The sequence below is a fragment of the Nocardioides sp. genome (assembly GCF_030149505.1).
Classification (GTDB): Bacteria; Actinomycetota; Actinomycetes; order Propionibacteriales; family Nocardioidaceae; genus Nocardioides.
Genome location: NZ_JASBRN010000025.1, coordinates 1 through 19,122 on the forward strand (window position 1 = coordinate 1; position 19,122 = coordinate 19,122).

19 protein-coding genes are annotated in these 19,122 nt (G+C 72.8%); 9 read left to right on the forward strand and 10 right to left on the reverse strand.

Annotation, left to right across the window (positions count from 1 at the left end):
* Nucleotides 1-158 precede the first annotated feature (158 nt).
* Together Q1V71_RS04725 and zwf are read left to right on the forward strand one after the other, a co-directional pair.
* The gene (locus tag Q1V71_RS04725; RefSeq protein ID WP_300641227.1) at nt 159-1,031 is read left to right on the forward strand and encodes an anthranilate synthase component I family protein; all 873 of its coding nucleotides are present in this window, start codon (nt 159-161) and stop codon (nt 1,029-1,031) included.
* Nucleotides 1,032-1,068: 37 nt separating this feature from the next.
* Nucleotides 1,069-2,562: a glucose-6-phosphate dehydrogenase gene (gene zwf / locus Q1V71_RS04730; protein ID WP_300641229.1), complete on the forward strand. Its 1,494-nt coding sequence runs from the start codon at nt 1,069-1,071 to the stop codon at nt 2,560-2,562.
* A 25-nt stretch (nt 2,563-2,587) separates the two neighbouring features.
* Here the strand turns inward: zwf and Q1V71_RS04735 are convergent, their stop codons facing one another.
* The 5 genes from Q1V71_RS04735 to Q1V71_RS04755 all read right to left on the reverse strand — a co-directional run bounded on the left by Q1V71_RS04735 (nt 2,588) and on the right by Q1V71_RS04755 (nt 7,013).
* Nucleotides 2,588-2,950, reverse strand: coding sequence for a rhodanese-like domain-containing protein (locus tag Q1V71_RS04735; protein ID WP_300641231.1), 363 nt, complete (start codon nt 2,948-2,950; stop codon nt 2,588-2,590).
* A gap of 34 nt (nt 2,951-2,984) precedes the next feature.
* A complete protein-coding gene (locus tag Q1V71_RS04740) occupies nt 2,985-3,842 on the reverse strand; it encodes an acyl-CoA thioesterase domain-containing protein (protein ID WP_300641233.1) in 858 nt (285 codons plus the stop codon).
* Nucleotides 3,843-3,978: 136 nt separating this feature from the next.
* Nucleotides 3,979-4,884, reverse strand: coding sequence for a sulfotransferase domain-containing protein (locus tag Q1V71_RS04745; RefSeq protein WP_300641235.1), 906 nt, complete (start codon nt 4,882-4,884; stop codon nt 3,979-3,981).
* 9 nt (nt 4,885-4,893) lie between these two features.
* A complete protein-coding gene (locus Q1V71_RS04750) occupies nt 4,894-6,300 on the reverse strand; it encodes a cell wall metabolism sensor histidine kinase WalK (protein WP_300641237.1) in 1,407 nt (468 codons plus the stop codon).
* Nucleotides 6,297-7,013, reverse strand: coding sequence for a response regulator transcription factor (locus Q1V71_RS04755; RefSeq protein WP_300641239.1), 717 nt, complete (start codon nt 7,011-7,013; stop codon nt 6,297-6,299). The genes Q1V71_RS04750 and Q1V71_RS04755 overlap by 4 nt, the downstream gene beginning before the upstream one ends.
* 137 nt (nt 7,014-7,150) lie before the next feature.
* On the opposite strand from Q1V71_RS04755, the gene Q1V71_RS04760 reads away from it, so the two are divergent.
* On the forward strand, nt 7,151-9,565 hold the full coding sequence (locus tag Q1V71_RS04760) for a PQQ-dependent sugar dehydrogenase (protein ID WP_300641241.1): 2,415 nt from the start codon (nt 7,151-7,153) through the stop codon (nt 9,563-9,565).
* Nucleotides 9,566-9,578: 13 nt separating this feature from the next.
* On the opposite strand, the gene Q1V71_RS04765 is transcribed toward Q1V71_RS04760, so the two are convergent.
* From Q1V71_RS04765 to Q1V71_RS04775, 3 genes are read right to left on the reverse strand one after another with little or no spacing between them, the layout of a single operon-like run.
* Entirely contained in the window at nt 9,579-10,472 is an 894-nt protein-coding gene (locus Q1V71_RS04765; protein ID WP_300641243.1) for a fructosamine kinase family protein, read from the reverse strand.
* The gene (locus Q1V71_RS04770) at nt 10,469-11,044 is read right to left on the reverse strand and encodes a low molecular weight protein-tyrosine-phosphatase (protein ID WP_300641245.1); all 576 of its coding nucleotides are present in this window, start codon (nt 11,042-11,044) and stop codon (nt 10,469-10,471) included. The genes Q1V71_RS04765 and Q1V71_RS04770 overlap by 4 nt, the downstream gene beginning before the upstream one ends.
* A gap of 8 nt (nt 11,045-11,052) precedes the next feature.
* Nucleotides 11,053-11,433 carry a phage holin family protein gene (locus Q1V71_RS04775; RefSeq protein WP_300641247.1) on the reverse strand — a complete coding sequence of 127 codons (381 nt, stop codon included), beginning with the start codon at nt 11,431-11,433 and terminating at the stop codon, nt 11,053-11,055.
* A gap of 62 nt (nt 11,434-11,495) precedes the next feature.
* On the opposite strand from Q1V71_RS04775, the gene Q1V71_RS04780 reads away from it, so the two are divergent.
* Genes Q1V71_RS04780 through Q1V71_RS04790 form a run of 3 tightly spaced genes read left to right on the forward strand, consistent with a single transcriptional unit; the run spans nt 11,496 to nt 14,171 of the window.
* A complete protein-coding gene (locus tag Q1V71_RS04780; RefSeq protein WP_300641249.1) occupies nt 11,496-12,071 on the forward strand; it encodes a VanZ family protein in 576 nt (191 codons plus the stop codon).
* Between the two features lie 9 nt (nt 12,072-12,080).
* Nucleotides 12,081-13,151 (forward strand): histidinol-phosphate transaminase, encoded by a 1,071-nt coding sequence (hisC, locus tag Q1V71_RS04785; protein ID WP_300641251.1) that lies wholly within the window; start codon nt 12,081-12,083, stop codon nt 13,149-13,151.
* A gap of 57 nt (nt 13,152-13,208) precedes the next feature.
* Entirely contained in the window at nt 13,209-14,171 is a 963-nt protein-coding gene (locus tag Q1V71_RS04790; RefSeq protein ID WP_300641253.1) for a glutathione S-transferase C-terminal domain-containing protein, read from the forward strand.
* Nucleotides 14,172-14,307: 136 nt separating this feature from the next.
* On the opposite strand, the gene Q1V71_RS04795 is transcribed toward Q1V71_RS04790, so the two are convergent.
* Complete coding sequence (locus tag Q1V71_RS04795) at nt 14,308-14,526, reverse strand: DUF2945 domain-containing protein (protein ID WP_300641255.1); 219 nt, start codon at nt 14,524-14,526, stop codon at nt 14,308-14,310.
* A gap of 89 nt (nt 14,527-14,615) precedes the next feature.
* On the reverse strand, nt 14,616-15,083 hold the full coding sequence (locus Q1V71_RS04800) for an SRPBCC family protein (RefSeq protein WP_300641257.1): 468 nt from the start codon (nt 15,081-15,083) through the stop codon (nt 14,616-14,618).
* Nucleotides 15,084-15,263: 180 nt separating this feature from the next.
* On the opposite strand from Q1V71_RS04800, the gene pdhA reads away from it, so the two are divergent.
* The 3 genes from pdhA (at nt 15,264) to Q1V71_RS04815 (ending at nt 18,959) form a co-directional block, all read left to right on the forward strand.
* Nucleotides 15,264-16,433, forward strand: coding sequence for a pyruvate dehydrogenase (acetyl-transferring) E1 component subunit alpha (pdhA, locus tag Q1V71_RS04805; protein WP_300641259.1), 1,170 nt, complete (start codon nt 15,264-15,266; stop codon nt 16,431-16,433).
* 1 nt (nt 16,434) lies between these two features.
* Nucleotides 16,435-17,418, forward strand: a complete 984-nt coding sequence (locus Q1V71_RS04810) for an alpha-ketoacid dehydrogenase subunit beta (protein ID WP_300641261.1) — start codon at nt 16,435-16,437, stop codon at nt 17,416-17,418.
* 71 nt (nt 17,419-17,489) lie between these two features.
* Nucleotides 17,490-18,959 carry a dihydrolipoamide acetyltransferase family protein gene (locus Q1V71_RS04815; RefSeq protein WP_300641263.1) on the forward strand — a complete coding sequence of 490 codons (1,470 nt, stop codon included), beginning with the start codon at nt 17,490-17,492 and terminating at the stop codon, nt 18,957-18,959.
* The last annotated feature ends 163 nt before the right edge of the window (nt 18,960-19,122 follow it).

The window sequence follows — 19,122 nt, forward strand, 5'->3', positions numbered from 1 at the left end:
CCCCCTTCGTCGCTACCAGCCCTCTCGCTCGTTCCTCACGAGAGGGCCGCCAGACCCAACCACGCTCCTCCGGGGGCGCCGTCGAGCCGGCGCTCGGGCCGGGGGGCCCGGACGGCGTGGGCGACCCCTCCGCTGCGTTCGTCGGTGCGGGTGGGCTGGTGGCTGGGGATGGGCTGGTCGACGAGGAGTACCGAGTCGCGTTCGAGCGGGTGCAGGAGCGGTTGCACGCCGGGGACAGCTACGAGGTGAACCTGACCCACCGCCTGCGGGTGGAGAGCGGGATCGAGCCGGCGGCGGCGTACCTGCGGCTGCGCGAGCTCAACCCGGCGCCGTACGCCGGGTTCCTGCAGCACGACGTGCCGGGGGCGCGGGCGTGGCTGCTGTCGAGCAGCCCGGAGCGGTTTGCGACGGTCTCGACAAGCTCGACCAGCGGAAAAGGCTCGACCACCGACGGGCAGCGGCTGCTGGAGACCAAGCCGATCAAGGGGACGACCCCGCGCAGCGACGACCCGGTGGTCGACGCTGAGCACCGGGACCGGCTGGCGAGCGATCCGCGCTACCGGGCGGAGAACCTGATGATCGTGGACCTGCTGCGCCACGACGTGGCGTCGGTGTGCGAGGTGGGCAGCGTCGAGGTGCCGCAGCTGATGGAGGTGGAGTCCTACGAGACCGTGCACCAGCTGGTGTCGACGGTGCGGGGGCGGCTGCGGTCGGAGGTGTCGACGGTGGCGGCGCTGCGCGCGCTGTTCCCGGCGGGATCGATGACCGGGGCGCCGAAGCTGCGGACGATGGAGGTCGTCGACGAGGTCGAGGCGAGCCCGCGGGGGGCGTACGCCGGCGCGTTCGGCTGGGTGTCCGGTGACGGGCGGGCGGACCTGGGGGTGGTCATCCGGTCGCTGGTGACGGCGGGCGACGGGCGGTGGACGGTGGGGACCGGGGGTGGCATCACGGTGCTGTCGGACGTGGTGGAGGAGCACGCGGAGGCGGCGCTCAAGGCGCGGCGGCTGCTGGAGGTCTTCACCCCCTCGTGAGGGGGCTCCGACGTCTGCGGTGACTAGGGTCGGGGGCATGGCGTCCCACGCACCCGACCAGCGCTCGATCGACGGCGCGATGGACCGCGAGGAGCAGAAGCCGACGGTGGTGGTGCTCTTCGGTGCCGTCGGCGACCTGTCCAAGCGCAAGCTGCTGCCGGGTCTGCTGCACCTCTTCCAAGCCGACCTGCTCAACGACGCCCGGATCGTCGGGACCTCGCTCGAGGAGGTCGACACCGAGGAGTTCCGGCGGATCGCGCGGCAGGCCGTCGACGAGCACGGCGACTCGTGCTCGGAGCAGGTGTGGGCGGAGTTCGTGGAGCTGCTGACCTACGTGCCGCAGAAGGCCGGGACCGAGGCGCTGGCCCAGGAGGTACGCCGGGCCGAGGAGCTGCTCCCCGGTGCACCGCAGGACAAGCGGAGGCTGCACTACCTCTCGGTCCCGCCCAACGCTGCGCTCGCGGTCGTCAAGCAGCTCGACGACGCCGACCTGGTCGAGCGGTCGCGGATCGTGATGGAGAAGCCCTTCGGCACCGACCTGGAGTCGGCGAAGGCGCTCAACGCGCGGGTGCACGAGGTGTTCGCCGAGGAGCAGGTCTTCCGGATCGACCACTTCCTGGGCAAGGAGGCCGCGCAGAACATCCTGGCCTTCCGCTTCGCCAACGGCCTGTTCGAGCCGATCTGGAACCGCAACTTCATCGACCACGTGCAGATCGACGTGCCCGAGACGCTGGGGCTCGAGGGGCGCACGGCGTTCTACGAGACCACCGGCGCCTACCGCGACATGGTCGTCACCCACCTCATGCAGGTGCTGGCGTTCGCGGCGATGGAGCCACCGACCTCCTTGACGCCGGGACCGATCAGCGACGAGAAGCTCAAGGTCTTCCGCTCGATGAAGCCGCTGGACCCCAGCGAGGTCGTGCGCGGGCAGTACCAGGGCTACCGCGGCAAGGAGGAGGTCGCCGACGAGTCCGACACCGAGACCTTCGTGGCGCTGCGGGTCGACATCGACAACTGGCGCTGGGCCGGCGTGCCGTTCTACCTGCGGACCGGCAAGAAGCTCGCCGAGGGCGCGCGCATCATCTCGATCGCCTTCAAGGAGCCGCCGCTCAGCATGTTCCCCGAGGGTTCCAACGTCGGCACCCAGGGCCCTGACCACCTCACCTTCGACCTGGCCGACCAGTCGCGGATGTCGCTGTCGTTCTACGGCAAGCGGCCCGGCCCGGGGATGAAGCTCGACAAGCTCTCGATGCAGTTCGCCACCCACGACACCCCGTCGTCGGGCCTGGTGCTGGAGGCCTACGAGCGGCTGATCCACGACGCGATGCGCGGTGACCACACGCTGTTCACGACCGCCTCGGGCATCGAGGAGCTGTGGGCGAAGTCGATGCCCCTGCTGGAGAACCCGCCGCCGGTGCGGTCCTACCAGCCGGGCTCGTGGGGCCCCAACGCGATCCACCAGCTCATCGCACCGCACGCCTGGCGGCTGCCCTTCGAGCGGGCCTGGCGCGAGTCGGACGGCGCGGGCTGAGAGGTGGGCGGCCGAGGAGTCGGGGTCAGGAGCCGGAGGGGTACCCGGCGTCCTCCATGTCGCCCAGGCCACCGCCGTCGACCACGTCGGTGAAGCCGGCGTCGCGCATCCGGGCCACGGCGTCGGCCGAGCGGCTGCCGGAGCGGCAGTAGACGACGTACGACGCCTCGGGGTCCAGCTCGGCGAGCCGGTCGTCGAAGTCGGGGGCGGTGACGTCGATGTTCAGCGCGCCCTCGACGTGGCCCTCGTCGAACTCGGCAGGGGTGCGCACGTCGATGACGGTGGCGCCGGAGTCGACCGCCGAGGAGATCGAGGCGCTGCCGTCGCCGCTGGAGCAAGCGGTGAGTGCGAGGAGCAGGGCGGCCAGCAGGGACACGAGGCGGGTCATGCGCCGAGGATAGCGACAACCCCCCAAGGGGATGTCAGACACCGGGCTCGGAGCGCGGGTCGTCCTCCCAGCGGCGACCGCCCATGTCGATGCCGCGGCGGGTGTTGGACATCGACGTCACGACCGTCGTGCCCAGCGGGCCGTGCCGGTCGAAGACCGTGCAGCTGCCGACCGCGACCCCGTCGACCTCGACCCGGTCCAGCGCGCGCAGGCCCACGGTCACGCCGATCGGCAGCCGGGCGAGCGTCAGGGTCACGTCGGCGTTGATGTGCTGCACCCCGGCGCTGCCCCAGTTGCAGGCGAGGCTGGTGCCGTCGGCCGACGCGGCGACCGCCTGGAACGGGGTGACGGCCTCGCCGAGGACGATCGCGGGCGCGGTGTTCCAGTAGGTCTTGCGCGAGCCGTCCTGGTGCTGGCGGAAGTCCTGCGACCAGCCGGCGCTGCTGTGGATGAACGGCACGTGCGGCTGGTCGGTCACCGGAGCGACGTCCAACGGGGGTGCCTCGGGCCGGTCCGGGTTCGACCAGGTGTCGCCGGGGGCGTCCTCGGTCGGGCGCAGCCACAGGCTCGATGCCCGGGCGGTCGGCCCGCCCTCCTGGTGCAGGGTGACGTCGACGAGCGCCAGCCTCCGGCTCTCGCGCACCACCCGCGTGGTCGTCCACGCGGGCTGCATGCGTGTGGGGGCGAAGAGGTCGACCGTGACCCGGGTCGGCACCAGCTCGGGTCGACCCAGCTCCCGGCGTACGACGGTCTCGGCCGCGCGCCCCAGCAGGCCGGCCACCGCGACGCCGTGCGCCTGGTCGTCGGACCAGCTGCTCATCGCCAGGTGCAGCGGCTCCACGGCGTCCGCCTGCGCGTGCTCGGGCAGGGCTGCGAAGAAGGCGAGGTCCACGGGGCGCACGCTACCCACCGCCGAACCGTCACTTCCGAACCCCCGAGACGTCACATCCGGACCGGCGCTGTGCGAGATCGACGGCTGGGAGGTGCGGGACTGACGGGTGGAGGGTTCAGGACTGACGGTTCGGCGGTCAGGCCAGGCCGGCCTTGCGGGCGAGGCGGTCGGCGAGCTCGGCGGGGTCGAGCTCGTCGGCGAGGATCCGGGAGGTCGCCCAGCCCGAGGTGTCGAGGCCGGAGAGCCGGGTGAAGACGTGGAGGTCGTCGGCGTAGGTGTCGGCCAGCAGCCGCAGGTCCTCGCCGGTGGGCGGGGCGGCGTCGAGCCGGCGCTCGTGGGAGTTGCGGGGACGCGGGTCGATCTCGCGGCCGAAGCGGTGCAGCCCCAGGAAGTCGGTCATCGAGTCCAGCGCCGCACCCGGATCGACGACGACGTCGTCGAAGCGCATCAGCAGCATCCGCTCGCGCGGCAGGTGCTCGAGCGCGCGGCGCAGCTGCGCGCCGTAGAGACCGCGCGAGACGACGGAGTACTGCCGGGCGTCACGCTTGCTCCAGCCCTCCGGGACCTCGTGCACCCCGGGGGTGCGCATCCGGATCAGCTCCCCGAAGCCGGGGTACTCCCGCTTGGCGTCCAGCTTGTCGGTGAGCATCGTCCACTGCGAGAACGCCCGCTCGATCGGGTCGCGGAAGCACAGCACCAGCTGCACCTCGGGCCCGCCGGTCGCGGCCAGGTGGGCGTCGTACGCCGCGATCCGCTCCATCGCCCCCGGCCAGAAGAAGTACGACGGGGTGGAGTCGATCGCGCGGCGGGCCAGACCGGCCTGGTCCTCCCGCGGCACGGTGCCGTAGGCGGAGTAGTCCGGCGCCGACCAGTCGAGGCTGTCGTCGTCGAAGAAGTGCCGCTCCTTGACCCCGTGCCGGGCCACGTGGCGGTGCCGCACGAGCAGGGCGTGGAGCGTGCCCGAGGCGCCCTTCTGCACCCCGCCCAGGATGATGCTGACGGGGAGGAAGGGCTGGTCCGGTGCAGACGCCTCGGGGGTCACGGGGGGAGTCTAGGAGTGTGCGTCCACCAGGCTGGGGCTGCCGGGGAGCTCGAGCACGAGCCGGGCCCCGCCGTGGGGCGAGCGCTCGGCCCGCACGGAGCCGGCGTGCCGGGAGGCGGCCTGCGCGACGATCGAGAGCCCGAGGCCGGAGCCGGGCATCGCGCGGGACTCCTCGGAGCGGTAGAAGCGGTCGAAGACGTGGGGCAGGTCGTGCTCGGCGATGCCGGGCCCTTCGTCGTCGACGGTGAGGACGCCGCGGTCCAGGTGGACGCGCACGGTGCCGCCGGGCGGGCTCCACTTCGCGGCGTTGTCGAGCAGGTTGGTGACGGCCCGCTCGAGGGTGCCGGTCTCGCCCTGGACCACCCAGGGCGTCGTGTCGACGTCGAACCGGAGGGACGGCGCGCGACGGCGTACGCGCTCGACGGCGTGGTCGACGGCCTCGGCGAGCTCGACGGCCTCCACGACGGTGGGCAGCGGCTCGTCGCGGGCCAGCTCCACCAGGTCGCCCACCAGCTGGCTGAGCTCCTCGATCTGGGCGGCGACGTCGGCGAGCAGCTCGGCGCGCGCCTCCGCCGGGAGCGACAGCCCGCCGGCGTCGGCCTGGTCGAGGAGCTCGATGTTGGTGCGCAGGGAGGTGAGTGGCGTGCGCAGCTCGTGGCCGGCGTCGGCGACCAGCTGCCGCTGCCGCGTGCGGGAGAGCTCGAGGGCCAGCAGCATCTGGTTGAAGGCGGTGGCCAGGCGGGCGACCTCGTCGTCGCCCTCGACCTGGATCGGGGTCAGCTGCTCGGTCCGCGCGATCGTCTCCACCGCGCCGGTGAGCCGGCGCACCGGGCGCAGACCGTTGCTCGCGACGGCCCAGCCGGCGATGCCCGCGGTGATCATGCCGGCGATGCCGAACAGGACGGTGACGAAGCCGAGCTTGCCGAGCACCCGCTCCTGCGGGGCCAGGGACTGCGCGAGCACCAGCGCCTGTCCCTGCCCCGAGGCGCCGGCCGGCACCGCCACGACCCGGAACCGCTCCTCCCCGGTGTCGACCGTGCGGAGGGAGAAGGGCTCCTGGCGCAGCGCCACGGCCAGCTCCTCCTCGCCCAGGGAGATGCGGGGGTCGCCGGCCCGGTCGGCGGAGAAGATCGGGGGGTTCTCGTCGAGGTCGATGAAGGCGATCCGGATGTCCCCGGCACCCAGCGCCCACGGCGGGATGTCGGCGCGGACGCTGTTGGCCAGCGTGGTCTGGGTGGCGGCCTGCTGGGCCCGCTCGAGCAGCGAGGAGTCCAGCGAGCTGCCGAGCTGGACCCGCGTGGTGACGAAGGCACCGAGGGCCACGAAGGCGACCGAGAGGCCCACCGCGATCGTCGTCAGGAGCGTGACCCGGCTGGCCAGCGAGCGGCGGTAGTGCCAGCGCTCGCGGCTCCTCATGACTCCTTGAGCACGTAGCCCACACCGCGCACGGTGTGCAGCAGCCGCGGCTCGCCCTCGGCCTCGGTCTTGCGGCGCAGGTAGCCGACGTAGACCTCGAGGGAGTTGGCGGTCGTGGGGAAGTCGTAGCCCCAGACCTCCTCGAGGATGAAGGAGCGCTCCAGCACCCGGCGCGGCCTGCGCAGGAACATCTCCAGCAGCGCGAACTCCGTGCGGGTCAGCTCGATCAGCCGCTCGCCGCGACGCACCTCGCGGGTGGCGGTGTCCATGGAGAGGTCGGCGAAGGAGAGCACCTCGTCGTCGGCGCCCTCGGGAGGCGCGACCCGGCGCAGCAGGGCACGCAGCCGAGCGAGCAGCTCGGCCAGCGCGAACGGCTTGGTGAGGTAGTCGTCGGCCCCGGCGTCCAGGCCCTCGACCCGGTCCCCGACCGCGTCGCGCGCGGTCAGCACGAGCACCGGTACGTCGTTGCCGGCCGTCCGCAGGGCGCGGGTCGTCTCCAGCCCCCCGAGCCGCGGCATCATCACGTCCATCACGACCACGTCGGGCCGGGCCGAGCCGATCGAGGCCAGGGCCTCCGCGCCGTCGTGGGCCACCGACACGGCGTACCCGTTGAACTCCAGGCTGCGGCGCAGCGACTCGCGCACGGCCTTGTCGTCGTCGACGACCAGGACGCGGTGCTTCGCGTCGGTGCGGTCCTCGGCGGGTGCGGTCACGGGTCCACTGTGCCAGGCAGGGCTGAGCGCGGGCTGAGAGCCACGGACTGAGGAGGGGTGTCGAACGGCTCCCGGCGGGGTACGGTCCGCGGCAGACGGGGCGGCGGTAAGAGCAGCCCCCAGGGCTGGGGGGCCTCATGCGGACGAGTCGTGCCGTGCTGTCGGTGGTGCTGCTGTGCGGAGGGCTGGGCACGACCGGGCCCGCGAACGCGCACGAGGGGCAGGTGGGCCCCGCCGGTGGTGAGCGGCCCGCCGCGGGTCCCGGCCTCTTCTCCACGACGGCGTCGGCGCCGGCGCGGGCGGCCGAGCCCGGTCTGCCCGACCGCTTCCGTGACGAGGTGGTCATCGGCGGCCTCACCGAGCCGACGTCGGTGTCCTTCGCGCCCGACGGCACGGCCTTCGTCTCGCAGAAGTCCGGCGCCGTCCTGACCTACGACCGCCAGCCCGACGGCACGTACGCCGACCCGAGCCCCGGGCAGTTCGTCGACCTGCGCGCGCAGGTGCACAACTACTACGACCGCGGGCTGCTGAGCCTCGACGTCGACCCCGACTTCCCGCGCCGGCCCTACGTCTACGTCGTCTACGCCTGGGACGTCGACCCCCGCGACCCCGGCCGGGTCCCGGGCTGGGGCGAGCCCGACGGCTACTACGACGAGTGCCCCGAGCCGACCGGCACCAGCCCGGACGAGCAGGCCGTCGGCTGCGTCGTGCAGGCACGCGTCTCGCGCCTCACCGCCGTCCGGGGCCCCGACGGCTGGGTGATGGCGCCGGACGGTGAGCAGCCGCTGCTCGACGACTACTGCCTGCAGTTCCCCTCGCACGCGGCAGGCTCGGTCCAGGTTGGACCCGACGGCGCGCTCTACGCCACGGTCGGCGAGGGCGCGTCGTTCGACTTCGCCGACTACGGCCAGGTCGGCAACCCGTGCGGGGACCCGCAGGACGAGGGCGGCTCAATGCGCAGCCAGGACCTGCTGACCACCGGCGACCCGGTCGGCCTCAACGGCTCGGTGGTCCGGATCGACCCCGACACCGGCGCCCCCGCGCCGGGCAACCCCGTGCACCCGCAGGGGGGCGTCGCCTCGAGCGCGATCGCCATCGGCCTGCGCAACCCGTTCCGGTTCACCTTCCGCCCGGGCGCCGGCGACCGGCCCGAGCTGTGGGTCGGCGACGTCGGCGGCAACGGCTTCGAGGAGGTCGACCGGGTCGTCGACGCCTCCGCCGTCGGTGCCTCCGCGCGCAACTTCGGCTGGCCCTGCTTCGAGGGCCCCGGCCGCAACCCCGAGTTCCAGGCACTCGACCTGCCGGTCTGTGAGCGGCTCTACCGCGAGGGCGGGGTGGCGGCGCCGTACTTCGCCTACGAGACCCGGGGCGACAGCCTCTCCGACGACGAGGGCTGCGCGAGCGGCACCGCGTCGATCTCCGGGGTGCAGTTCCTCGGCGCGACCTACCCGTCGAGGTACGCCGGGGGGCTGGCCTTCAGCGACTTCTCTCGCCAGTGCGTCTTCGTGCTGCTGCCCGGTGCCGACGGGCTGCCCGACCCCGACCGGGTCGAGCCGCTCGTCACCGGCGCCCGGTCGCCTGTCGACCTCACCACCGGTCCCGACGGCGATCTCTACTACGTCTCCTACGGCACCGACGAGCGCGGCTTCCCGCTGCCCGGCAACGGGGCGATCCGCCGGGTGCACCACTACCCGGGCAACCTGCCGCCCACCGCGCGCCTCGAGGTCGAGGGCGAGCCCTACGGCGACGTCCCGCTCGAGGTGTCCCTCGACGCGTCCGGCAGCCGCGACGAGGGGTCCATGACCTACGCATGGGACCTCGACGGCGACGGGGTCTACGACGACGCCACCGGTCCGAGGGCCGGCCGCACCTACACCGACGGGGACACCAACGTGCTGGTCGGCGTGCGGGTCACCGACGAGGACGGCGCCACGAGCACCGCCCAGCAGTGGCTCTACCCGGGCAACACCCCGCCGACGCTGACCATCGAGAAGCCGACCGACACCACCACCTTCGCCGTCGGCGACCAGATCGACCTCGTGGCCAGCGGCAGCGACGCCGAGGACGGCAGCTACGCCTCGCGTGCGGACAAGTTCTCCTGGACCGTCTCGGTGCGGCACTGCCCGTCGGTGTGCCACACGCACCCGTTCACGACCTTCCAGTACCAGAACGTCGTCGAGGGCAGGTTCTTCGCACCCGACCACGAGTACCCCTCGACGATCCTGCTCACGGCCTCGGTGATCGACGACCGCAACATGACCACGTTCCGCTCCATCGAGCTGCAGCCCCGCCCCAGTGAGCTGGTGCTGACCAGTCGCCCCGCCGGTGCGCGGCTCAAGGCGACCGGGCACGTCGGCGAGGGCACCTACACCTACATCGAGAACAGCCGGCTCACGGTCTCCGCCCCCAAGCGGCAGAACATCCGCGGCAAGGTCTGGCTCTTCGAGCGGTGGAGCGACGGCGGGGCGCGCACGCACGAGGTGGTCGCGGCGCAGGGTGGCGTCGACCTGCGCGCGGTCTACCGCGCGAAGAAGGGCAAGCGCAAGCGGTAGCCCTCGCCGGTGGTCACAGGTAGCGGCCGGCCAGCCCGGCGGCGCGGGCGGCGTACCCACCGCCGAAGAGGCACGCGTGCACCAGCAGCGGGAAGAGCTGGTGCAGCGCGACCCGCTCCTGCCAGCCCTCGGCCAGCGGGGAGACCGACTCGTAGGCCTCGAGCAGCTGCGGCAGGTGCGGCAGCCCGAACAGCGCGAGCATGGCGAGGTCCACCTCCCGGTGGCCGCCGTACGCCGCCGGGTCGACGAGCCAGCCGCGCGCCGGTGACCCCGGCGACTGGAGCGACGGTCCGCCCCACACGACGTTGCCGTTCCACAGGTCGCCGTGCAGCCGGGCCGGTGGCTCCTCGGGGAGCAGCGCCGTGAGCCGGCCGACGACCGCCTCGACGGTCGCGGCCTGACCGGCGGTGACGTGCCCGCGGTCGCGGCCGAGCTTGAGGTAGGGCAGCAGCCGGCGCACGGCGTAGAACTCGGCCCAGGTGTCGGTGGGCCGCTGCGGCAGCGGCAGCCGCCCGATGAAGCCGTCGCGCTCGGCGCCGAAGCCGGGGGCGCCGGCGGCGTGGGTGCGCGCCAGCCCGCGGCCGAGCTCGGCGGCCGCCTCGGGGGTGGCACGCACCGGCTCGACCCAGCGCACCACCAGGCAGTCGGGGGCGACGGCCAGCAGCTCGGGCACGGGTGCGCCGTCGTCGTGCTCGGCCGCCTCGGCCAGCCAGCGCAGCCCGGCGGCCTCGCTCTCGAAGAAGCCGTCGGGCACGTGCGGTGCGGTCTTGGCCAGCGCCGTGGTGCCGTCGGAGAGCCGCAGCTTGGTGGCGTGGCAGGTGTCCCCCCCGGCCACGTCGGCGGTCGCCACGACGGCGGTGCCGAGCAGCTGCTCGGCCCGCTGCGCGATCCGCGGGGCGCGGGTCACGAGGCGTCCGGCCCCGCCCCGGCCGGAGGCCCGGCCAGCCCTGCGAGCACCGTCGGCAGCGCTGCGACCAGGGCGTCGCTCGTCCGCTCGACCATCCTCAGCACCTCCTCGAACCCGGAGTCCCCACCGTAGTAGGGGTCAGGGACCTCGCCACCCCGCCCGTCGGGGTCGAGGTCGCGGAAGAGCCTGACCCGCTCCGCCTCCGCGGTCGCGCCGGTGCCGGCCGCGAGGGCGCGCGCATCGGCGAGGTTCTGCTCGTCCATGGTCAGCAGCAGGTCGTGGTCGCCGAACCACTCCGGGGTCAGCTGCTGGGCCCGGTGGCGGCTCGGGTCGAGCCCGGCGGCGCGCAAGGTGGCCGCGGCGCGCGGGTCCATCGGCTTGCCCTCGTGCCAGCCGGCGGTGCCGCAGGAGTCGACGACGACGTACGGCGCCAGGCCGGCGGCGTCGACCCGGTCGCGCAGGACGACCTCGGCCATCGGGGAGCGGCAGATGTTGCCGAGGCAGACCAGGCCGATCCGGTAGCGGCCCGGCCGGCGCGGCGGCGGGAGGAGGGACCCGTCGGTGGAGGTCACGGCGCGGGTCAGTCGTCCTTGCCGAGGACGTTGTCGACCAGCCAGGTCACGAGGGTGATGACGATCGCGCCGCCGACCGCGGGCCAGAAGCCCGTGACCCGGAAGCCGATGTCCAGCGCGCCGGCGATGGCGTCGGTGAGCAGCAGCATCGCCGCGTTGATGACGAGCAGGAACAGCCCCAGGGTCAGCAGCACCAGCGGCAGGGAGAGCAGGGTGAGGGCCGGCTTGAGGACGGCGGTCACCGTGCCGAGGATGAGCGCCACCAGCAGCAGCGGGAGGATCTTCTCGGACAGCTCGGCGTCGCGCGGGGTGAAGCGGATGCCGTCGATCAGCCAGGCCGCGACGGCCAGCGCGACGGCGTTGGTGAAGAGCCAGGTGACGATGCGCACCGTTCGATCATGGCAGGGAGGGGCTCCCACGGGGCGACCCGGGGACCACTAGCCTCGGGGCGGTGTTCCCGGTCGGTGGTGTGGGCGTGATGCTCGTGGGCGTCGCGGTGACCGGCCTGCTCAGCGCGGTCCTCGCGACGGTCCTGGCCCGGCGTACCGGCGCCTCCTGGGCGTGGTCCCTGGCGCTGCTGCTCTGGTCGCTGGCCGCGATCGGCTTCGTCACGCTGATCCCCGCCGACGGCAGCCCGGGCGTGGTCTACGCCGACCAGCGCTACTACAACTCCTGCTCCTTCGACTACGGCGGTCCGGCGCCGGAGGGCTTCTGGGTCCTCTCCGGCGGCCAGCGGCTGCTCAACGTGCTGGTCTTCGTGCCGTCGGGCGCGCTCCTGGTGCTTGTCCTGGGCCGCTGGCGCAGCGCCTGGTGGACCGTGCCGATCGGCCTGGTCGGCCTGGGACTGGTCTCGGTCGGCATCGAGGCGACCCAGCAGGTGCTCTCGAGGCTCGACCGGTCCTGCGACGTCACCGACGTGGTCGACAACCTCACGGGTGCAGGCATCGGGGTCGCCCTCGGGCTGGCGTTCCTGCCGCTGGTGCGGCCGTGGCGCCGGGGTCGACCGCGGGCCGCGCAGCGGTCCTAGGGTGGCGGCATGGCCGACACCCCCCAGCCCCGGGCGCACATCCGCGACATCCCGGCGTACGTCCCCGGCAAGCCGCCCACCCCGCGGCCGGACCTGGTGACCTACAAGCTCTCCAGCAACGAGAACCCCTACCCGCCGCTGCCCGGCGTCGTGGAGGCCGCGCACGCCGCGGTCGCGACGATGAACCGCTACCCCGACATGGGCAACGCCCTGCTCTACGCCGGCCTCGCCGAGCGGCTCGGCGTCCCGGTCGAGGACCTGGCCGCCGGCACCGGCTCGGTCGCGCTGGTCTACCAGCTGCTCAGCGCCTTCTGCGACCCCGGCGACGAGGTCGTGCACGCCTGGCGCTCCTTCGAGGCCTACCCGATCGCCATCACCACCGCCGGTGCGGTCTCGGTGAAGGTGCCGGTCACCGAGGACGGTCGCCACGACCTCGACGCGATGGCCGCCGCGATCACCGAGCGCACCAAGGTCGTGCTCGTCTGCACCCCCAACAACCCCACCGGCCCCTCGGTCACCCAGACCGAGCTCGACGCCTTCCTCGCGCGGGTGCCCTCGCACGTGGTGGTCGTCGTCGACGAGGCCTACCTGGAGTTCGTGCGGATGCCCGACGCGGTCGACGGCGTCGCGACCTACCGCGCCCACCCCAACGTCGTGCTCTTCCGGACCTTCTCCAAGGCCTACGGCCTCGCCGGCTTCCGGGTCGGGTACGCCGTCGCGCAGGCGCCCGTCGCCGCGGCCCTGCGCGCGGTCTCGCTGCCCTTCGGCGTCAGCGCGGTCGCGCAGGTCGCGGCCCTGGCGTCCCTCGACGCCGAGGACGCGCTGCTCGAGCGGGTCGACGCGCTCGTCGCCGAGCGCGACCGGGTGGGTGCCCGGCTGCGCGAGGTCGGGTGGCAGGTGCCGGAGGCCCAGGGGAACTTCTTCTGGTTCGCCCTCGGCGAGCGGACCGCGGAGTTCGCCGCGGCCTGCGACGAGGCCGGCATCGTGGTGCGGCCCTTCGCCGGCGAGGGCTGCCGGGTCTCGGTCGGGGAGACCGAGGCCAACGACCGGCTGGTCGAGGTGGCGGCGCGGTTCGTGTGACCCGGGCGGGCTCCTCGGGTGAGCAGGCTGGTTGAAGTCTCACCTAGCCTCGGGCGCATGAGCGATGAGACACCGTCGTACGTCGAGGAGGGCGGCTTCGAGCGGGACATGACCTACGTCCCGGACCGGATCACCCGCGGTGGCGCCAAGCCCGAGCACGGGCCCGTCAACGGTGAGCTGTGGCCGGTCGAGCCCGGTCGCTACCGCCTGGTCGCCGCTCGCGCCTGCCCGTGGGCCAACCGCGCGATCATCGTGCGCGAGCTGCTCGGCCTGCAGGACGTCATCTCCCTCGGCACCCCCGGCCCGACCCACGACGCGAAGTCGTGGACCTTCGACCTCGACGCCGGGGACAAGGACCCGGTGCTGGGGATCCACTGGCTGCGCGCGGCCTACGACAAGCGCTTCCCCGACTACCCGCGCGGCATCACGGTGCCCGCGATCGTCGACGTCCCCTCCGGCGAGCTGGTCACCAACGACTTCCCGTGGATCACCCACGACCTCTTCTTCGAGTGGCGCGACCACCACAAGCCCGACGCCCCTGACCTGTGGCCCGAGGACCTCCGCGAGGAGATGGAGGAGGTGATGGAGCGGGTGTTCACCGAGGTCAACAACGGCGTCTACCGCTGCGGCTTCGCCGGGGACCAGGGCTCCTACGAGTCGGCGTACGACCGGCTCTTCGACGCCCTCGACTGGCTCGAGGAGCGGCTCTCGACCCGCCGCTACCTCATGGGCGAGGCGATCACCGAGGCCGACGTGCGGCTCTTCACGACCCTGGCGCGCTTCGACGCGGTCTACCACGGCCACTTCAAGTGCAACCGCAACAAGCTGACCGAGATGCCGCACCTGTGGGGCTACGCGCGCGACCTGTTCCAGACCCCCGGCTTCGGCGACACCATCGACTTCGCCCAGATCAAGGCGCACTACTACGTCGTGCACTCCGACATCAACCCGACCGGGATCATCCCCAAGGGGCCGGACGAGTCGCTCTGGCACACGCCCCACGGGCGCGAGCGCGTCTGACCGGTCGGGCGCAGGGCGCCCGACTGTGCGTACGCCGATCTGGAGGTCCTGCACCGAAGCAGGTTCAGTCGAGGACCTCGAGATCGGCCCGCTCGACGCGTCAGGTCACCGGAGGGCGCCCGGCGGCGCCGCGGGATCAGCTGCTCTTGGCCTCGACCTCGCTCTTGAGCTTGAGGACCTTGCCGCCATCCTCCTGCTCGATGAGGTACGCCGGGTCGTCCTTGCTCCCGTCGCGGGTGATCTTCTCGCCCTTGATCTGGCGGGTGACCTTCTCGCGGTGGATCTCGGCGACCTTGCCCTCGGCAGTCGAGCCGCCCCACTTCCAGGTGACCTTGCTGCCCTTGCGGATGCTCATGGACCGACCGTAGGCAGGCTGCCGCCCGGCCCCGCACACCCGGCGGAGGACACCCGCAGGGCTGGTGTGGGCCGCGTGGCAGCGCGGGGTCAGCGCGAGGCGTCGGCCTCCGCGGCGGCCTTCAGCTTCACCAGGGTGGCCTCGATCGCCTGCTGGGTCTTGTCGCCGAAGAGCGTGGACAGCAGCGCTCGGCCGGGGGCCGGGTAGTGGGAGAGGTCCCAGGTCTCGGTCACCTCGGTGCCGCCGTCGGGGGTGGGCGTGAGCTCGTAGCGCCAGCGGTGCAGCCCGGCGTGCCGCCAGGCGATCAGCCGGTCGGTCTCGAACTCCACGACCTTGTTGCTGATCCGGTAGGGCGCGCCCATCTTCATGCTCATGCCGAACCGCGAGCCGAGCTCGAGGCGGTCCGGGCCGGAGACGGCGTCGCGCACCGTGCCGGAACCGTCGATCCGGGAGTGCTGGCGCGGGTCGGCCACGATCGCGAAGACCGTGGCCGGGGGAGCGGCGACGGTCGTCGTGGCGGAGCGGTTCTTGGACGTCTTCGCGTGGGGGGAGGCCATGGCACCGAGCGTATGGACCGGGTTGGAACGCGCACCGCACCCGGCTGTTACGTTGGTCCCATCGGGATGTGTCCCGGGTCACAACCGCGCCACCCCAGCGGTCCAGCCCGAGGCCCACCGGACCCAGCGCCCCGGCACGGAGACCCCACCGCCGGGCGAGGCAGAAGGAGACCAGCGCAGATGACCCCACCACCCGACACCGCGGACGGGACGTTCGGCCCCGACCTGGTCGAGGTCTTCGGACCCAGCCAGAGCGACGGCGGCCCCGAGCTGGTGCAGCTCCTGACCCCCGAGGGCGAGCGCGTCCACCACCCGGAGTTCGACCTCGACTTCTCCGCCGAGCAGATCCGCGGCTTCTACCGCGACATGGTGCTGACCCGGCGCATCGACACCGAGGCCACCGCCCTGCAGCGCCACGGCGAGCTCGGCATCTGGGCCCAGCTGCTCGGGCAGGAGGCCGCGCAGATCGGCGCCGGCCGCGCCCTGCGCCCGCAGGACTACGTCTTCCCGACCTACCGCGAGCACGGCGTCGCCTGGTGCCGCGGCATCGACCCGCTCAAGCTGCTCGGGCTCTTCCGCGGCGTCGACCACGGCTCCTGGGACCCACACGAGTTCAACTTCGGGCTCTACACGATCGTCATCGGCGCCCAGACCCTGCACGCCACCGGCTACGCCATGGGCATGCAGCGCGACGGCGTCGTCGGCACCGGTGACGCCGACCGCGACGCCGCGGTCATCGCGCACTTCGGCGACGGCGCCTCCTCGCAGGGCGACGTCAACGAGGCCTTCATCTTCGCCGCGTCCTACAACGCGCCGGTCGTCTTCTTCTGCCAGAACAACCAGTGGGCGATCTCGGAGCCGATCGAGCGCCAGACCCGCATCCCGCTCTACCAGCGCGCGCTGGGCTTCGGCTTCCCGGGCATCCGGGTGGACGGCAACGACGTGCTGGCGACGTACGCCGTCACGCAGGCTGCCCTCCAGCGGGCCCGTGACGGGCAGGGGCCGACCTTCGTCGAGGCCTACACCTACCGCATGGGTGCGCACACCACGACCGACGACCCGACGCGCTACCGACTCTCCGCCGACGTGGAGTCCTGGAAGCTCAAGGACCCGATCGCGCGGCTCGAGGTCTACCTGCGCCGCAACGGCCTGGTCGACGACGGGCTGGTCGAGCAGGTCAAGACCGAGGCCGACGAGCTCGGCGCGCACCTGCGGGAGGGCTGCAAGGCGATGGCCGACCCGAGCCCGATGCGGATGTTCGAGCACGTCTACGCCGAGATCCCCGAGGAGCTGGCCGTGCAGCGCGACGGCTACGCCGACTACCTCGCGACCTTCGAGGGGGCGCACTGACATGACCGGCACGAAGATCACCCTCGCCAAGGGCCTCAACATGGGCCTGCGCAAGGCGATGGAGGACGACCCCAGGGTCCTGCTCATGGGCGAGGACGTCGGCAAGCTCGGCGGCGTCTTCCGCATCACCGACGGCCTGCAGAAGGACTTCGGCGAGGACCGTGTCATCGACTCCCCGCTCGCGGAATCCGGCATCGTCGGCACCGCGGTCGGCCTGGCGCTGCGCGGCTACCGCCCGGTGGTGGAGATCCAGTTCGACGGGTTCGTCTACCCCGCCTACGACCAGATCGTGTGCCAGGTCGCGAAGATGCGCTACCGCTCGGCCGGGCACAGCCCGATGCCGATGGTCATCCGCATCCCCTTCGGTGGCGGGATCGGCGCGGTCGAGCACCACTCGGAGTCGCCCGAGGCGCAGTTCGCGCACACCCCGGGCCTGAAGGTGGTCGCCTGCTCCAACCCGGTCGACGGCTACTGGATGATCCAGCAGGCGATCGCCTCCGACGACCCGGTGATCTTCCTGGAGCCCAAGCGGCAGTACCACGCCGAGAAGATGGAGCTCGACGAGTCGCTCGCCCCACCGCCGCTCTTCACCTCGCGCGTCGCTCGCCGCGGCACCGACGTGACGGTGCTGGCCTACGGCCCGACCGTGCGCACGGCCATGACCGCCGCGGAGGCCGCAGCCGGCGAGGGCCGCTCGCTCGAGGTCATCGACCTGCGCACGCTCTCCCCGCTCGACATGGGGCCGGTCCTGGAGTCGGTGCGCCGCACCGGCCGCTGCGTGGTCGTGCACGAGGCGCACGTCAACCTCGGCCTGGGTGCCGAGCTGGCCGCCCGGGTGACCGAGGAGTGCTTCTACTCCCTGGAGGCGCCGGTGCTGCGCGTGGGCGGCTTCGACACGCCGTACCCCGCGTCCCGGATCGAGGAGGAGTTCCTCCCCGACCTGGACCGGCTCCTCGACGCCGTCGACCGCACGTTCGCCTTCTGAGCCCAGCCCCACCGCTGGTTGAGGAGGCGCGCCAGCGCCGTCTCGAAACCCGGTGACCGAGAGGAAACCAGATGCCTGAGTACAAGCTGCCCGACGTCGGCGAGGGCCTGACCGAGGCCGAGATCGTCGCCTGGCGGGTCAAGGTCGGCGACGTCATCGAGGTCAACGACATCGTCGTGGACATCGAGACCGCGAAGTCGATCGTCGAGCTGCCCTCGCCCTACGCCGGCGAGGTGACCGCCCTGCTCGTGCCCGAGGGGGAGACCGTCCCCGTCGGGACGCCGATCATCCGGATCGGTGCGGAGGAGGCGGTTGAGGAGGTTGCGCAGCAACCGTCTCGAAACCCCGGAGCCTCCGCCGCGACGCCGACGCCCGAGGCCGAGATGGAGATCGACCTGTCCAACCCCGCCGCCTCCGGTGGTGGCGAGGGCGAGAGCCTGGTGGGGCGCAACAAGGCCGACCGCGGCCCGACCCGGCGTGCGCGCCGTGCCGCCCCCGGTGCGGTCGCCGCCAACGCGCAGGCGCAGGCGGCGTTCGAGCCGGGCGCCTCGCCCGCCGTCGACGTCGACGAGCTGCCCGAGCAGGCGCCACCGGCCCCGTCGGCGGTCGAGGAGGTTGCTCTGCAACCGTCTCGAGACCCCGAGCCCGCCGCCGTACGCGCCCTGGCGAAGCCGCCGGTCCGCAAGCTGGCCAAGGACCTCGGGGTCGACCTGACCTCGCTGGCCGGCGCCGGGCCCGCGGGCTCGGTGACCCGGGACCAGGTGCAGGCCGCGGCCGCCGGGACGTCATCCGGAGGGGACGTCCGTCCGGTCGCAGCGCATGACGTCCCGCGGGCGGCCGGCGCCCGCGAGACCCGCGAGCCGATCAAGGGCGTGCGCAAGATGATGGCGCAGGCGATGGTGTCCTCGGCGTACTCCGCGCCCCACGTCACCGAGTGGGTCACCGTCGACGCGACCCGCACCGTGGAGCTGGTGGAGCGGCTGCGCTCGCACCGCGAGTTCCGCGACGTGAAGGTCAGCCCGCTGCTGGTGCTGGCGAAGGCGTGCCTGCTGGCGATCCGGCGTACGCCGGAGATCAACTCGTTCTGGGACGAGGCGGCCCAGGAGGTCGTGCTCAAGCACTACGTCAACCTCGGCATCGCTGCCGCGACGCCGCGCGGGCTGGTCGTGCCCAACGTCAAGGACGCCGACGCGATGACCCTGCGCGAGCTCGCCGAGGCGCTCGGCGAGCTGACGACGACCGCGAAGGAGGGCCGCACCCAGCCGGCCGACATGAGCGGCGGGTCGTTCACGATCACCAACGTGGGCGTCTTCGGCGTCGACGCCGGCACGCCGATCATCAACCCGGGCGAGTCCGCGATCCTGTGCTTCGGCTCGATCACGAAGAAGCCGTGGGTGGTGGACGACGAGATCGTCGTGCGGCACGTCACGACCCTGGCGCTCTCGTTCGACCACCGGCACGTGGACGGGGAGAAGGGGTCGCGGTTCCTCGCCGACGTCGCCTCGATCCTCGAGGACCCGGCCTCGGCGCTGCTGTTCTGAGGTGACTCGTGCGGGTCAGCGTGCGCCCTGACGCGCGCTGACCCGCACGAGTCGGTCGCCCGCGGGACGAAAGACCTCAGGTCGGCCACCGCTGGGCCGATCTCACTTCTCATGAGGGTCCGCCTTCCCTAGGTTCCACGCGGACCCGGAGAGGGGTGTCACC